The organism is Nitrososphaerota archaeon (assembly GCA_011605775.1).
GTDB lineage: Archaea > Thermoproteota > Nitrososphaeria > Nitrososphaerales > JAAOZN01 > JAAOZN01.
Map to the genome: position 1 here is coordinate 1 of JAAOZN010000090.1, position 14,677 is coordinate 14,677.

The 14,677-nt window shown below is 46.8% G+C and carries 16 protein-coding genes and 1 tRNA gene; 7 read left to right on the forward strand and 10 right to left on the reverse strand.

The annotated features are described in order from the left end of the window. Positions 1-1,458 (reverse strand): hypothetical protein (locus HA494_07990; protein NHV97705.1); only part of this gene is annotated, 1,458 nt, incomplete at its 3' end. Positions 1,459-1,610: 152 nt separating this feature from the next. Here HA494_07990 and HA494_07995 point away from each other — a divergent pair. Further along, the gene (locus HA494_07995; GenBank protein NHV97706.1) at positions 1,611-2,630 is read left to right on the forward strand and encodes an LLM class flavin-dependent oxidoreductase; all 1,020 of its coding nucleotides are present in this window, start codon (positions 1,611-1,613) and stop codon (positions 2,628-2,630) included. A gap of 96 nt (positions 2,631-2,726) precedes the next feature. On the opposite strand, the gene HA494_08000 is transcribed toward HA494_07995, so the two are convergent. Together HA494_08000 and HA494_08005 are read right to left on the reverse strand one after the other, a co-directional pair. After that, a tRNA-Val gene (locus HA494_08000) sits at positions 2,727-2,800 on the reverse strand. Positions 2,801-2,841: 41 nt separating this feature from the next. Then, positions 2,842-3,009 carry a 50S ribosomal protein L40e gene (locus HA494_08005; GenBank protein NHV97707.1) on the reverse strand — a complete coding sequence of 56 codons (168 nt, stop codon included), beginning with the start codon at positions 3,007-3,009 and terminating at the stop codon, positions 2,842-2,844. Positions 3,010-3,170: 161 nt separating this feature from the next. Here HA494_08005 and HA494_08010 point away from each other — a divergent pair, with 161 nt between their 5' ends. Beyond that, entirely contained in the window at positions 3,171-3,446 is a 276-nt protein-coding gene (locus HA494_08010) for a 30S ribosomal protein S26e (protein NHV97708.1), read from the forward strand. Position 3,447: 1 nt separating this feature from the next. On the opposite strand, the gene HA494_08015 is transcribed toward HA494_08010, so the two are convergent. Next, complete coding sequence (locus HA494_08015; GenBank protein NHV97709.1) at positions 3,448-4,026, reverse strand: CDP-alcohol phosphatidyltransferase family protein; 579 nt, start codon at positions 4,024-4,026, stop codon at positions 3,448-3,450. Positions 4,027-4,090: 64 nt separating this feature from the next. Here HA494_08015 and HA494_08020 point away from each other — a divergent pair, with 64 nt between their 5' ends. Both HA494_08020 and HA494_08025 read left to right on the forward strand, forming a co-directional pair. Continuing rightward, positions 4,091-4,297, forward strand: a complete 207-nt coding sequence (locus HA494_08020) for a hypothetical protein (protein NHV97710.1) — start codon at positions 4,091-4,093, stop codon at positions 4,295-4,297. A 45-nt stretch (positions 4,298-4,342) separates the two neighbouring features. After that, positions 4,343-6,199, forward strand: coding sequence for a threonine--tRNA ligase (locus HA494_08025; GenBank protein NHV97711.1), 1,857 nt, complete (start codon positions 4,343-4,345; stop codon positions 6,197-6,199). Here the strand turns inward: HA494_08025 and speB are convergent. Then, entirely contained in the window at positions 6,192-7,055 is an 864-nt protein-coding gene (speB, locus tag HA494_08030) for an agmatinase (GenBank protein ID NHV97712.1), read from the reverse strand. The genes HA494_08025 and speB overlap by 8 nt on opposite strands. Further along, a complete protein-coding gene (locus HA494_08035; protein NHV97713.1) occupies positions 7,052-8,011 on the reverse strand; it encodes a deoxyhypusine synthase in 960 nt (319 codons plus the stop codon). The genes speB and HA494_08035 overlap by 4 nt, the downstream gene beginning before the upstream one ends. 167 nt (positions 8,012-8,178) lie before the next feature. Here HA494_08035 and HA494_08040 point away from each other — a divergent pair, with 167 nt between their 5' ends. Further along, entirely contained in the window at positions 8,179-8,682 is a 504-nt protein-coding gene (locus HA494_08040) for an amino acid-binding protein (GenBank protein NHV97714.1), read from the forward strand. Here HA494_08040 and HA494_08045 read toward each other — a convergent pair. From HA494_08045 to trpD, 4 genes are read right to left on the reverse strand one after another with little or no spacing between them, the layout of a single operon-like run. Then, positions 8,679-9,959, reverse strand: a complete 1,281-nt coding sequence (locus HA494_08045; protein NHV97715.1) for a TrpB-like pyridoxal phosphate-dependent enzyme — start codon at positions 9,957-9,959, stop codon at positions 8,679-8,681. The two genes, HA494_08040 and HA494_08045, sit on opposite strands and share 4 nt — an antisense overlap. Next, positions 9,941-10,720, reverse strand: a complete 780-nt coding sequence (gene trpA / locus HA494_08050) for a tryptophan synthase subunit alpha (protein ID NHV97716.1) — start codon at positions 10,718-10,720, stop codon at positions 9,941-9,943. The genes HA494_08045 and trpA overlap by 19 nt, the downstream gene beginning before the upstream one ends. Further along, entirely contained in the window at positions 10,693-11,484 is a 792-nt protein-coding gene (locus HA494_08055; protein ID NHV97717.1) for an indole-3-glycerol-phosphate synthase, read from the reverse strand. The genes trpA and HA494_08055 overlap by 28 nt, the downstream gene beginning before the upstream one ends. Continuing rightward, a complete protein-coding gene (gene trpD / locus HA494_08060; GenBank protein NHV97718.1) occupies positions 11,471-12,517 on the reverse strand; it encodes an anthranilate phosphoribosyltransferase in 1,047 nt (348 codons plus the stop codon). Before trpD ends, HA494_08055 begins: the two co-directional genes overlap by 14 nt. Positions 12,518-12,810: 293 nt before the next feature. Between trpD and HA494_08065 the strand changes: the two genes are divergently transcribed. Both HA494_08065 and HA494_08070 read left to right on the forward strand, forming a co-directional pair. Next, complete coding sequence (locus HA494_08065; protein ID NHV97719.1) at positions 12,811-14,163, forward strand: TrpB-like pyridoxal phosphate-dependent enzyme; 1,353 nt, start codon at positions 12,811-12,813, stop codon at positions 14,161-14,163. A 185-nt stretch (positions 14,164-14,348) separates the two neighbouring features. After that, the coding region (locus HA494_08070) for a hypothetical protein (protein ID NHV97720.1) at positions 14,349-14,677 on the forward strand (329 nt) is incomplete at its 3' end.

Genomic DNA, 14,677 nt, shown 5'->3' on the forward strand with positions numbered 1-14,677 from the left:
ATTGAGCGGCTTGTAAACTAGTTTGCCACCCTCGCTAACTACTGCCATTAAAGTTGACGTCTCACGATATGATTCCCTTAGGTTGATGGATAAGATAAGGGAGCCGTCTTCATCATACCCCTTTTTCTTCACAGTTATGCTGCTGAACCACTCTTTAACCACTTTATTTTCTTGCGCATAACCTGCTGGCTCGCTGCTTTTACTTTTAGAGAGGTAGCCTTCTAGATAAACCTTAAACCGCTCCTCCCCAATATGAATAGTATACTTGTAGGTTAGGCTGAACCTACCTCTAACATCAGAGATAGTAAGCTTCAGATCAACATTCCCACCATAGGCAGAGGGGTCGATGATGAACGCAACTCCAGCAGCCAACAGAATGTTGGCTGGTGTTGTGTTGGAGAGGTCGATGACCGTCGAATACTCCTTAAGAGGAGCACCGATCGGGGCCAAAACTCTAGTAGAAAACTTCTCGAAATACAATTTTGGAGGCGTCCGCTCAAGCTCCTTCACTGCGTTTTCAACCGATCTCCTATACCAATCCTCGTAAGTATCGTTCGCCCTCCTCATTACGCCACTGTAGTATCCGGAAAGCGTTAGGTTGAGTGGCGCGATGTGCTGGTAGCTGACTGAAGCTAGCGGCTTAATGTAGCCCTTATTACCCTCCACAGACCAGTTGACTACTAAGACGCTAGCCATAGGGTCATACTTAGGTAAGGCGTCAAGTATGTTGTTGAGAGAGCTCGGCATCGGCAGCGACCCATTACCCGTTAAAGCTGCGTAAAGAGCTGTGTAAAGATACTCTTCTTCAAATCTCACATCGTCAACCGGTAAGATGATGAAGTTGATGTTCTCACCCTTCGGCAAAGTAACCACAGCGCCATCCGACATCTTCAGATAGGAGTAGAGATACTGCGGGTTCGTTGAGAAGATCGGCTTAGCAAGAGGAAAGTAGAAGACAGCAGAAGTATATGGTTCCGCTTCACTTGTCATAAAGCCTTCTGAAGGCCTATTCATAGGGAAATAAGAGCCCCATAAAGTAGCCAGAGGGTCAAAAGGTACATTATAGATGAAGCTGAATCGAGGCCATTCCACTACAATAGGACCAACCCTCTTGTATCCAAAATAGGTGAGGTTAACCCAAGGATTGACTAAGCCGCTCCTCAATTTACTCACATAATCGCTAAACTTATCCACCAACCCTAGACGGGCAGTCCCATTCGGGAAACTAAGCGAATATTTTACAAAAGGCTCTTTGTACGACCCAATCACATCATACCCCTCGCCTCTATACATAGCCAACCCATACACACGAAGGTTTTTACCAAGCCAATCAGCCAACCGCTCATAAGGATCACTGACCTGGGAAGCACCCTCAGCCAACCCGCTAACTAGAAGAAGAGAGATGCTAACGAGCGAAAACAGCTTCAAACCTACCGAGATCGAAACTCCTTCCCTCAATTTACACTATATGAATACCTTCTAAAAACTAGCTATTAAAAATTACTTTGTAAAAGGATAACCTCCCTTTAAGAGACTTCCTGCCAATCGGATAAGTTGCGTAGGAAGGAGTCCTTCAAAGTATATTTACAACCAAGCCTTATCAGTTAGCTATGAGGCTGAGTTGGTGCCTTTCCTCTTCTTTTCCTGAACTGCTAAAGGAGGCTAGGTTATGTGAGACAGTTGATCTTGATGGTGTGTGGTACTCTGATTATCAAGCCCCATTTTCAGAAACGATTGAACTATATGTTGCATTGACATCTGTTGCTTTAAGAACACGGAGAGTATTTGTCGGATCTTTTGTCACGGACGTTCTAAGGCGTCACCCCATGGTTGCAGCGCACGCTTACGCCTCACTGAGCTACATCGCGCCTCAAAGACTCATTCTAGGACTTGGTGCTGGAGCTGGGACAAGCCACCTCAGCTACGGCATAAAACTCCACGATTTGGCAACTAAGCTCAAGGAGGGCTTAAAGGTGATAAAATCGCTCTGGAAGGCCTCTCCAGAGAAGCCGGCTGATTTTAAAGGGAAGCATTTCACATTAGAAAGAGCAGGATCGCCTCTAAAGCCAGCTAGCATTATCCCGATATACATCGCTTCCTATGGACCGAAGATGATAGAGATAACAGCTGAGCTTGCTGACGGCTGGATACCTGAGTCCCATACACCACTAACCTACAAGATAACATTAGATAAAATCTATTTCTTGATGAGGAGGTTTGGAAGAGAAGCTGAAGAGTTAGAGCCTTGCCTTGCCGCTATATTTTACCCATTTGAACCTGATACAGAATCCTACCAGCGCATCCTAAACGCGGCGAAACACTATCTGGCTACTTATCCCGATGTACTATGGGCTGCAGGGTACGGGCGAAATCACCCTGGGTTAAGGACGCAGCACCTAATGGCGAAGCCAAATCTGTGGGATGAACTGGCCAACGAGGTTCCAGACGATCTAGCCGACTCCACAATTATTTACGGTAAAGTTGAGGAATGCATCAATAGAATAGCCCATTTCAGAGATGCTGGATGCCAACACATAATACTAGAACCATATTGGATAGAAAAGCGTAAGTTAAAAGAGGCAATTAGAATAGCAGGCAATAAGATCAAACCAAGCATTCAGAGCCTATGAAAAACGAGGGTTCACGTTTACCCTTAGAAGAAAACCTAAACCCCTCTCTACCGTCTTGACGTTTAATGAGGAAAGTAAAGATTGTTTTAAGGTGAGTGGGCCGGGCCGGATTTGAACCGGCGACCTTCGCCGTGTGAGAGCGACGTCCTGCCGAGCTAGACTACCGGCCCTGCTGCTAAATTTTAGGTTGAGTGCTTATGTTAAGTTTACGCTACTTCTTGGCGCCTAGGGTTCTGTTCTTTAGCCTTAGGTCGTCGCTGCGGCATCTTCTACATCTGGTTGCGGTTATTGCGTTCTTCTTGCCACATCTTAAACAGATTTTGAAGAAGAGTTTCCTCTTTTGGGCTAGCTGCTTTTTTGCTACATCTGTTATCGGCATACCGCTTACCTCCCCTTTTCTCCATTTGAGCGAGGGTATTTCTATTTTGCGACTGAACAAAAGCATATATGGAGAAGGGGCTCACCTTCGATCAGCGGCTTTCGGAGCTGGAGGGAGCAAGATTTTAATCTAGCATCTGTGTGCTAGGTGTGGTGTAAGAAATGCCTAAAAAGAGGAAAAGCAGAGGAAGAGCTAAAGGCGGCAAGGGTAGATCTGATTTCGTTCACTGCAGCAACTGTGGGCACCTCGTACCTAGAGACAAGGCTAAGAAGGTGACATCTAGAATAAGCCTCGTCGAACCGACCTTGGCCAAGGAACTCAAATCTGCTGGAGCGTACATAGCGGCTCCAAAGACGATAAAATACTATTGTGTGTCCTGCGCCGTCCACTATGGTTTAGTCAAGGTTAGGGCGAGGGAAGAGAGGCGCCTCAAATAGTTCAAGAAGATCTCTTCAGAGCTTTAACTATATAGATGAACCTCTGTATGTAGGTGGCTACTGCTAAGATCAATACTACAATTATGCCCAAGTAAACGAAGCCGATTAGGGTTAGGGCTGCAAGCACTATGATCCTCTCAGCCCTTTCCCCTAAACCTACGCCGAACACTTTAACACCTAGAGACTCGCCCCTAGCCCTAGAATAGCTTACAAGCAGCGAGAAGGATAACGCTAATAACACTAGGTATGCAGGGGCGTAGCCACCAAGCATGACGCCTACAAAGACCAACACTTCAGCTAGCCGATCTAAAGATGAGTCTAAAAAGGCGCCCATGTTAGAAACTCTATTTGTGGCTCGAGCAACCGCCCCATCCACAACATCCAAGAAACCTGTGAGCAGCAGCATAACACCAGCTAATATCGTTGTGTAGACGCTTTGTATAGCGTAAAAGTAGGATGAGGCTAGCGCTGCTACTAAGCTTAGGGCTGTCCAGCCTGAAGGTGGTATGTGTGTCTTAGCGGCTGCTGCTCCTATTTTTGCTGTTAGAGGTTCTATGATTTGGCGTAGTCTGTTAAGCATACCACCCTCCTTACCCTCCTCTAAGTTATATATTCCTCTGCTCCACCTTGCTTGCGGTGGATCCTTGGGTAAAGTAGAGCGCGGCGTCAAGTGTAGTGTGGATGGGTGTGGTGCTGAAGCTGAGCGCTCGCTAAGTAGAGAGAAGGTCTCAGGCGCAGGTCTAAAGGTTGTCGGAGATGGTAGGAGAGTTTATCTCTGCACTCAACACTATAAGGCTTGGAAGAAGGCTACTAAGAAGGGGCGAGAGTTAGATAGGGCTAGGTTCGCTTAGAGGCGAGGGAAAACCTATAATCGCGGTTCATGGTAGGCGGGCTGTATGAAGATACTGCAGCTCCACGCAGACTATATTGAGTATGAGCCAATCAGAAAAGAGATAGATACGGCTGAAGAAGCTGAGCAGAAACCTTACCGCTTCGACGACATAGTTGTCCTCTTCACAGCAGTAGAGGAGCAAGATAACGAGAATACCGTCTTTCAAGCAGTAGCCTCAACCAAGGATTCGCTGCGCAACCTCGGCGCCAATAAGGTACTCATCTATCCCTATGCTCACTTAAGCAGTAACCTCGCCCCGCCAACTACTGCGCTTAAACTTATCAAGACGATGGTGGAGGAGTTCAGAAGACTGGGCTTAGAGGTCAGCCAAGCTCCTTTCGGCTGGAACAAAGCTTTCACTATTAAGGTAAAGGGGCACCCGCTCGCAGAGCAGTCTAGATCGATCCAAGCAGCCGTTTCTGCTGGCGAGGCGGTTTCACAAGCCTTAAAGGCGGAGGAGAAGCTGGTTTCAAGATGGTATATAATAGACTTGGATGGTACTCTGGTGCCTGCTGAGAGCTTCGACTTCACCAAATATAGGCGTCTTAAGGAGTTGACGGATTACGAGGTAGCGAAGAGTAGGGTTGTTCAGCAGGAGCCACCACATGTTGAGTTGATGGTCAGGCTTGGGCTTGTGGGTTACGAACCCGGCTCTGATGCGGGTAACCTTAGGTTTTACCCCAAGGGGAGGTTGGTTAAGGCGCTTCTTGAAAGATACGTTACGCAGATGGTCCGTGAATACGGTGGTGTGGAGGTTGAGACTCCCATTATGTATGATATGAGACACCCAGCTTTATCTGACTACCTTAACAGGTTCCCAGCCCGGCAGTATGTGGTTAGATCTGAGGATAAAGAACTCTTCTTAAGGTTCAGTGCTTGTTTCGGTCAGTTCCTTATGGCTAAGGACACGCAGATTTCATACAAGCATCTACCATTCAGGCTCTATGAGCTAACAAGATACAGCTTTAGGAGAGAGAAGAGCGGTGAACTCGTTGGGTTAAGGAGGCTAAGAGCATTCACCATGCCTGACTGCCACGCCTTTTGCAAAGATCTTGAGCAAGCTAAGAGCGAAGTTCTGAGGAGATTCGAGCTCTCCATGACTGTGCTTTCAGGCATAGGTTTAACAAAAGATGATTACGAGCTTGCGATCAGAGCTACTGAAGACTTCTATAAGGAGAATAAAGAATTCTTCGTGGAGCTGGTTCGCAGGCTTGGTAAACCAGCTCTACTGGAGATGTGGAGTGAGCGCTTCTTCTACTTCGTCTTCAAATGGGAATTTAACTTTATTGATAACTTGAGTAAGGCTTCAGCTCTATCTACCGATCAGATCGATGTGGAGAACGCTAAGCGATATGGGATACAATATATGGATGAAGACGGTGCTATGAAGTATCCGCTTATACTTCATAATTCACCTTCAGGTGCTATAGAGCGGTGTATGTACGCGCTTCTCGAAAAGGCCTACAGAGTTGCCCAAAGCGGTGGCACACCTACTCTCCCAGTCTGGCTTTCTCCTACTCAAGTCAGACTTATACCAACATCATCCAGCTACGTTGAGGGGGCTTGCGCTTTGGCCGCCAAAATGAACGAATCTTGTGTGCGTTGTGATGTGGATGATAGAGAAGAAACGGTGCAGAAGAGGGTTAGGGAGGCTGAAAAAGAGTGGGTGCCCTACATTGTTGTGTATGGTGAAAAAGAGGCTTCCTCAAATACACTTCAAGTTAGGGATCGAATGAACAGAACTATAAGGCAAATGGGTCTGGATGATCTTATCAAAATCGTCCACGAACAGACAGCTAATAAACCCTACTTACCCCTACCTTTACCCACCCTTCTCAGCCAGAGACCACGCTTCACTTAGAGACCAGCGCGATTAGCAGAGCAAGAGCCTTAGCTGCTAGAGCAGCCGAAGCACCAGTATCTAATAGGGGATCTAGCTCCACGATATCAAAGCCAACGAATCTGCAACCTTTTAGGGCACTCAAGACTGTTAAGAGTTCTCTAGAGGTTAAACCTCCTGGCTCTGGGTTCCCTACAGCGGGAGCGTATGCAGGATCTACTACATCGAGGTCTATGCTCACATATACGCTTCTTTGCCCAATAGTCGATCTAACCGCCTTAACATAATCTTGTAGGGAGCGATCATCTTGTGGTGGAGGTAATACCTTTACTCCATTCTTTTCAGCGAACTCCCACTCTTCTTTTGACGCTGCCCGTGCGCCTATCACTATCGCTTCAGTATCTACTTCCTCTAGTAGCCTCCTTAAGTAGGTTGCGTGGCTTAACCTCATGTCTGCAAACTCATCCCTTAAATCCAGGTGGGCGTCAAAGACTACAAGCGTCGAGCATCCTGTAGCCAAGCAAGAGGCGTATGTGAGGGTATGCTCACCCCCAAGTATTGCTGGAAGCTTGTTTTGCTGCAGCAGCTCCTCTGTAACTTTCTGCACTGCCACAACCATACTCTGCACACTCCCTGTCTGCTTAAGATTTCCTAGATCTTCTACGCAGACCTTCTCCAGATCTACATCAAGGTCTTTAAAGTAGACTTCTATGTTGAGGAAGGCTTCCCTTATAGCGTTTGGTGCGAACCTTGAGCCAGCCCGATAAGTAGAGGTCGCATCGAAAGGCACCCCAAAAACACTTACCTTCGGCACCTCATCTTTAAGGAAGTTACTAATATTTGGTGTAGGGGTTAGCCAAAGATCTCTATAGCTCACTTCTTATCGAGCCTCTCGAGAAGGGCTGCGACAATTATGGGTAGCGCTATCGTAACTTCACATACAACAACGACTTTATTCGCATCCGGCTTAACCTTGCCCCAAGATACAGCTTCGTGAGGAGGCGCGCCAGACAAGCCTCCGGTCTCAGGTCTATCGAGAGTTATCTGGATAACGTAGTCCAGCCTCTTTTTGCTAAAGAAGAATGATTGAAAGACATAGTTCTTTGGCACGCCTCCTCCGAGAACAACAGCTCCAACTCTTTCGTTTCTTTCACGTATGTCCCACATCTCCTGCAAATCTTCAAAGGCATCGACCCGCAAGTTACCATTATGTAGCCTATTATAGATGGCCATCTGTAGACCGAAGACGGAGTCCGCTATCGTAGGGCAGAACAATTTCACACCGTGCTCGTAGCACGCTTTGATTATGCAGTCGCTTGTTGGAAGCCTTTTAGCAATTTCGATAAGAAGCTCGTTTATCGAGATAACCTTCCCCTTTAGGCTTCGGTCGATATCGGCATAGATCTCCAAAATCGGGTTATCAAATTTTTCAGTAAAGTCTTTCTCCGTAACCAAGATGTCGTATATCCTATCTATCTTAGCATCGTAGAGCTGGGAGTCGTCAAGATAAGGCGAGCCTTGGTAGAAGCTGCCACCGAGTGCTTCCATAGTGTCATGAACTAGGTTAGCTCCGGTGCTAACAATTGCGTTCACGAGCTTCTTCTTTATGAGCGTTAGTATGATCTTTCTCATTCCTGCTGGTGTAAGTGCGCCAGCGAGGCTCAAGAAGATGTATGCACCATCATTAACCATCCTTTCATAGATGTCGACAGCCTTAGCCAAGTTTCCTCCCATGAACACGCCAGCACCTTTCATCTGATGTACGAGTTCGTTTACGGTCATTTTCGGCCATACTTCTACAGGCTTAACCCGGTCGGTAAGTAGATAATCCATATCACCTTATCCCCGCTCTACTCTATTTAAGCCTACTAGAAAAGAGCTCTGACGATTTTTATGTTTAATCGGAGTAGCTTTTGGATGAAGCTTTAATAGCGGCTTAACCGTTAACTTATACTTTGCAAAAAAGAAATATGTAACCGTAAACGATAAGTTGGGCGACTATGTGGGGCAAGATAGAAAAGAAGTTATCGAGCTACCCAGAGAGGCTTAGGGTGGCAAGAGTTCTTATAGAGAATGGCTTCAGCGTGAAAAACGGAAAGATATTTTGCAACAACATAGCGATATCGAAGGCTGAAGTAGCGAGGGTTGCTGGCGTAGACCGCAGGACTGTAACCCAGACTATCCAAACCATCGAACAAGACGAAACACTACGACCACTATTCCAACATCTACGCAACGCTGGCCACTCGCTAAAAGATTTAGTAAAGTTTCTCGGTTTCGGGGCATTAGAAATCGTGCCTAAAGATGCGCGAACCCCAGGTATCTTAGCCGAAGCAGCATCACAGCTCGCAAAAAGAGGTATTAGCATAAGGCAAGCTATAGTCGACGACCCAGAACTTTCACCAGAACCCAGACTCACTCTTATAGCTGAGAGTAAGATACCCGGCGAACTCGTACAAGATGTGCTTAAGATTAGAGGTGTTGATAAAGTTCTAATCTATTAGCTGCAACCTTCATACGCTGTAAGATCCAGTAGCCCGTGGCCGCTGAAGCAGAAGACTATAGTTTTACTTCTTTGCCTTCGCCTGCAGGCTTTTGCTTCTTCGATCACGTGTTTTATCGCGTGTGCTGTTTCGGGAGCTGGGATGATACCCTCAGTCTTCGCAAAGATTCTCCCAGCCTCCAATACCTCCTCTTGGCTGTACGCTACTGGTTTGACAATACCCTCCTTTATTAAAATTGAAAGCGTTGGTGCTGCAGCGTGATATCTTAAGCCAGCAGCATGTATCGCAGGTGGGATGTGGCTTCTGCCAACACTAAACATTTTAAACATCGGTAGGAGACCAGCCGAATCACCGTGCTCATAAGCGTATTTCCCTTTGGTCATTTTAGGTGAGGCTTCTGATTCAACGGCGATGAAATCTGTTTGTTCATACGCTTTGCCTGCAAGTTTTTCCCCTATCATCGGGTAGCTAAAGCCTGCAAAGTTACTCCCACCGCCGACGCACCCGATGACGAGGTCTGGCTCCTCACCAATTTCTTTAAGCTGCATCGCTGTTTCTAGCCCGATTATTGTTTGGTGTAGGAGAACAAAGTTCAGCACGCTCCCTACAGCGTACTTAGTGTCGCTATCTTTCAGCACAGTCTCAACTGCCTCTGACATCGCTATTCCCAGTGAGCCGGGGTGCAGCGGATTTGTCTCAAGAAGCTTTCGTCCCACCTCGGTCTTATCGCTAGGGCTTAATTCAACCTCAGCCCCGTAAAGGCCCATCAAGATCTTCCTATATGGCTTTTGGATGTGACTACCCCTCGTCATAAACACTAAGCATCTTAGGTTAAAGAGTGCACAAGCAAGGGCTAATGCCGAGCCCCATTGGCCAGCACTAGTCTCAGTTACAACCATACGAACACCTTCACGTTTAGCATAGTAGGCTTGGGGTATTGATGTGTTAACTTTGTGGCTGCCTGTTGGGCTCAAATCCTCACGCTTATAGTAGATCTCTGCTGGTGTGTCAAGATATCTTTCAAGATTTCTTGCTCTGACGAGCGGGGTAGGTCTACCTATCCTAGAGTAAACTTCTAAAACCTCTCCTGGTATTTCTACGAACCTCTCTGCGGTAAACTCTTGATCGAGCAAACTACTAGGGAAGAGTTTGGGTAGAATTCCGATTCTTGAGAAGTCCTCCTCTTCAGGGTCCCTGGGAGGGGGTAGGGGTTTTGGAAGGTCTGGCACGATGTTATACCATCTTTGCGGTAACCCTATCAATATGATTCCCCCAATAGGGCATCCTTTAACCCCGTGACGAAGCTTTTAAGCTTCGCAGCCTCAAACCCTCCTTCAAGAATTTTCAGAATAGCACTGCCCACAACCACACCGTCAGCACCTGCATTGATGCAGAGGCTAACTTGTTGTGGGTTATCTATAGCAAAACCGACTAGAAGAGGTGTTTCACCTACTAGATTCTTGATTATCTTGATGTTTCTGTTGATCGCTAGGGGTAGGGGTATGCCTGTGGTAGCCATTAAACCGAGATAGATGAATGAGGGCTCGAGCTTTGCTAGTTTCACTATAAGGTGGTGTGGGAAGCAGCTTGTGACGAAGAACGCGTGTTCAAGATTGTATTTTTTGCAGATCCTGATGTAGTCTTCTAGACTTTCAGGATAATCTATTAAGAGGTCCGGAAAAAGAACGCACTGTATATCTGCCTCCGCTGCACTGTTTACTAAATCTTCTAAACCGCACTCTAAAGCAACCTCATAGTATGTGAAGAGTATGGGGTTAATCAAACCCTTAACTTGCTTAATTAGGGACATCGCGCACCTCTCATCAACCCCACATCTCAAAGCTCTCCTATACGATGTCCTTATAGTCGGACCATCGTATTTTGCTAGGCGTGTTGGTATACCTAACTCGTAGGCGTCAACACCGCCTGAAGCCAAAGCATCCATTACTCTTCCATCCCAAGTTAGAGGATCCCCCACCGTTAAGAAGACGACCAACGCTTTCCTACGCTTTAGCGTTTCACCAAGTTTTTCAGGCATAATTCCTCAACTTTAGCCTTTACGTTTCCACTCTCACTAATGGCGGTTCCGACGAGAACCCCATCAGCATACTGCATAACGAATCTGACATCTTCAGCGCTTTTGATCCCAGACTCGCTCACCAAAAAATCCGCACTAACTTCTTTAGCGAGAACCCTTGTCTTATTTAAGTCGCGGTCAACCCCCTCACCATTGTTAATACCAACAAGCTTGGCAGAGGTCCTAGCCACGCGCCTTGCATCTTCGACTGAGTTGACTTCGACAAGGGGCTCCATGCTGAAGCTTCTGCCGAGTTGGATCAAATCCTCAAGCCCACCATCATCCTCAAATTGATCTACAATTAGTAGATATGAACTCGCGCCTGTGGCTGCCGTTTCGTAAATCTGGAAATCCTCTAGAATCAAGTCCTTCCTAAGAAAGGGGACATCAAATTTCTTTGAAGTCTCATATAGGTAGTGTAGGCTTCCTCGATAATAGACCGGCTCGGTCAAGATGGATATGGCAGCAGCACCGCCTTCAATCATCTGAGAAACCGCCAAATCTAAATTGTAGTAGAAGTGGAATATCTTTGCTGGAGAAGCTGGTTTAAACTCAGCGATAAGCGGAACCCTATCCTTAACATCCTTTAAAGCGTCGAGGATGCTTGGCCTCTCTACTCTCTTACGCGCCTCTTCAGCTAGCTCCTCGAGTTGCCTCTTATCTATACGCCCTTTATCATATTCGATGTGCCTACGCATATCTGCAAAAATCTCAGCTCTTGGCATTCAGAGCCACCCTATGTGAAGCATCGATTATCTCCTGTAGTTTCCTATACCCTCTACCTTCATCCAAAACATTCTTCGCCAATTCAACACCATCTCTAAGATCATCTACCAGGCCGCCAACAAGTAAGGCTCCAGCAGCGTTAACCAGTAGAAAATCTCTTTTCGCATCTAAGATTTCACCTTTAAGAAGTCCGCGGATTATTTCAGCGTTACATCGCGGATCATCTGATGAAGGTGTGATCTCGCTTAGGCGCGCTCTCTTAACTCCCATCTCTTCAGGGGAGATTTCATAAACATCCTTTACTCTGCCATTCTCTACATCACCTATGAGAGTTGGTCCAATATTTGAAATCTCATCTAGCCCGTCCAAGCCGTGAGCAACTAGGGCTCGCTCGTATCCGAGCCTAGCCAGTACTTGTGCGACGGGTTCTACAAGAGACCTGTTGTAGACTCCTAGTATGTGAGCTTTCACATCAGCAGGGCTTACGAGGGGCCCTACGATGGTGTAAAAAACGGTTTTAACGCCTAAGAGGCTTTCAGGCCCCAATATTTTGTGCATCACCGGATGGAATCTTGGTGCGTAAAGGAAGGCGAAACCAACCTCCTCAATCAACCTCTCCGCTTCTTCCTTGGTCAGCTCGATATTCACATTCAAGGCTTCTAGAACATCGGCGCTCCCTGACTTATGAGATATTGACCTACTTCCGTGTTTCGCGACTGGAACACCAGCTGCTGATGTGACAATGGCGTTCGCTGTGCTGACGTTAAATGTTAGAACACCGCCGCCAGTTCCACAAGTGTCTATGAGTCTTCCATTAACTTTCGGTCTAACCGCAATTGAGTTTTCCCGCATCCACCTAGCAATAGCAGCCAGCTCCTCCTCAGCAACACCCTTCATAGCCAAACCTACAAGAAAGCCGCCGATCTGAACCTCAGCCACTCTATCCATCTTAACGCTTTCCAGAAAGGAGAAGATTTCAGAACCATCTAAAACACCACGTGAAACTATCTTTTGCATAACGCTCTTAATCAACTCTCCTTCTTGAGAGGTTGTTTGCATACTCGATCCTGCAAATAGGTCTATCGAAGTTCATTTATAAGCATTTTTGTACATTTCTGCGCAGGTTCGAGGGATAGTAGGATTCATACACAGTGGTCATTGAAGGACGTGTAGGTCAAAAAATAGTAGGACGTGGTAAGATGCTGTAGAGCTTTAGAGGATGTGCATATAGTTTAAGCTTTTTTGGTTATGTACATTTTTGTTCAGAAAGATTTAAAAATGTTCATCAACGAACCCCTTTGCGAATAGCCTTGGCAAAAATACATGTGCCTAAAAACAAGATAGTCTTCCTACCACAAGACGAAATCCCTACACAGTGGTATAATATCCAAGCCGATCTGCCTGAACCGCTCCCACCGCCTCTACATCCTGAGACCTTGAAGCCGATGCCTCCTGAGCCGCTTTTTAGAATCTTTGCTAAAGAGCTGATAGCCCAAGAGGTTTCGACGCAGCGTTACATACCCATTCCAGATGAGGTGTTAGAGTGCTACAAGCTTATAGCAAGACCCACACCGCTGATAAGGGCTACGAGGCTCGAAGAGTATCTGGATACTCCGGCTCGAATATACTATAAGTGGGAAGGGGTTACTCCAGCTGGTAGTCATAAGCCGAATACAGCCATAGCCCAAGCATACTATAATATGAGAGAGGGTACAGAGAGGGTTGTGACGGAGACTGGAGCTGGGCAGTGGGGCTCAGCCTTAGCTATGGCAGCAGCACTCTTTGGTCTAAAATGCACTGTGTATATGGTTGCTGCGAGCTATAGGCAAAAGCCGGGCAGAAGGGTAATGATGGAGACTTGGGGGGCAGAGGTCTACTCTTCACCAAGTAGCCGAACGAAATTCGGAAGAAGTCTGCTGGAGAAGGAGCCTGACCACCCTGGTTCACTCGGTATAGCTATTAGTGAGGCTATTGAGGACGTGCTTACCGATGAGAAGGCTAGGTACTGCCTCGGGTCTGTTCTAAACCACGTTTTGCTGCACCAGACTATAATAGGTTTAGAGGTGAAGAAGCAGCTTGAGTTATTCGGGGAAGAGGAGCCGGATATTATGGCTGGGAATATAGGTGGCGGCTCTAATTTCGGCGGCTTCTGCTTACCCTTCGTTGCCGACAAGATAAAGAAGAAAAGCGACACGGAGTTTGTAGCTTGTGAGTCCAGCGCTGTTCCACACACCACTAGAGGAAAATATACCTACGACTTTGGTGATACTGCCGGGACTACGCCTCTGCTGAAGATGCTGACTTTAGGTAAAGATTACAGGACGCCACCTATACACGCTGGTGGGCTGAGGTATCACGGCATGGCGCCCATCATGTCATACCTTATAGTTAAGGGATACGTAAGATCGGTTGCGTATCTCCAAAACGAGATCTTCGAGGCTGCGACGATCTTCGCTCGAACCGAGGGGATAATTTCAGCACCAGAATCTGCGCATGAAATAAAGTTCGTGATCGATGAGGCGAAGAGGTGCAAAGAAACTGGTGAAAAGAAGGTAATAGTTTTCAACCACTCTGGGCACGGGTTACTGGATCTCTCAGGATATGAAGCATATCTAGCTGGAAAGCTGCCTGACTGGGAACCTACTGAAATCCATTACCCCAATTATGTTTCGGATTAGAGGGGCCTAACCCCCTCTTCTATCATTTATTGACATAGCAGAGGGTTTGTAGTTTACTGCTCTCCTTACGTAACCGCGCAGAATTCTGCTCAACTAGTTAGAGAAGACGAGTTAATGTTGATAAGCCTCTTCTTATTTATTTTTTAATGATGCTGCGGTGTCCCCAGCCTGACTTAAGGAGCTATTTGAGGGTGTGGTCTGGCGGGGGTTACATCGACCTACGGTATCACAAAGAGATGTGTTGGCAGACTGCTTTGAGAGAGGAATCTTTTGAAGATATTAGTGAGAGTGTGGAGTTTATCACCTGCAGAGTTGCTCAAGGCGGTTACGGTGTAGCCTCGTCCTCAAAGATTGATAGTGAAGAGATTAAGTCAGTTATGTTGAAGGCTGAGAAGCTTGCGCGGCTACAGGCTAAGCCAGTTAGTTTGGCTCCAGTAGAGGTTGAGGCCGGGTATAAGCGGCACGCCGCTTCTGAAATGTTTGATGAAAGCGAGGCTTCTGTGTTTCTTAAAGA

Bases quoted from the DNA above. Each gene is read 5' to 3' on its own strand.
- HA494_07995 (NHV97706.1), top strand. From the start codon at position 1,611: ATGAGGCTGAGTTGGTGCCTTTCCTCTTCTTTTCCTGAACTGCTAAAG.
- HA494_08005 (NHV97707.1), bottom strand. From the start codon at position 3,009: ATGCCGATAACAGATGTAGCAAAAAAGCAGCTAGCCCAAAAGAGGAAA.
- HA494_08010 (NHV97708.1), top strand. From the start codon at position 3,171: ATGCCTAAAAAGAGGAAAAGCAGAGGAAGAGCTAAAGGCGGCAAGGGT.
- HA494_08015 (NHV97709.1), bottom strand. From the start codon at position 4,026: ATGCTTAACAGACTACGCCAAATCATAGAACCTCTAACAGCAAAAATA.
- HA494_08025 (NHV97711.1), top strand. From the start codon at position 4,343: ATGAAGATACTGCAGCTCCACGCAGACTATATTGAGTATGAGCCAATC.
- HA494_08035 (NHV97713.1), bottom strand. From the start codon at position 8,011: ATGGATTATCTACTTACCGACCGGGTTAAGCCTGTAGAAGTATGGCCG.
- HA494_08040 (NHV97714.1), top strand. From the start codon at position 8,179: ATGTGGGGCAAGATAGAAAAGAAGTTATCGAGCTACCCAGAGAGGCTT.
- trpA (NHV97716.1), bottom strand. From the start codon at position 10,720: ATGCCTGAAAAACTTGGTGAAACGCTAAAGCGTAGGAAAGCGTTGGTC.
- HA494_08055 (NHV97717.1), bottom strand. From the start codon at position 11,484: ATGCCAAGAGCTGAGATTTTTGCAGATATGCGTAGGCACATCGAATAT.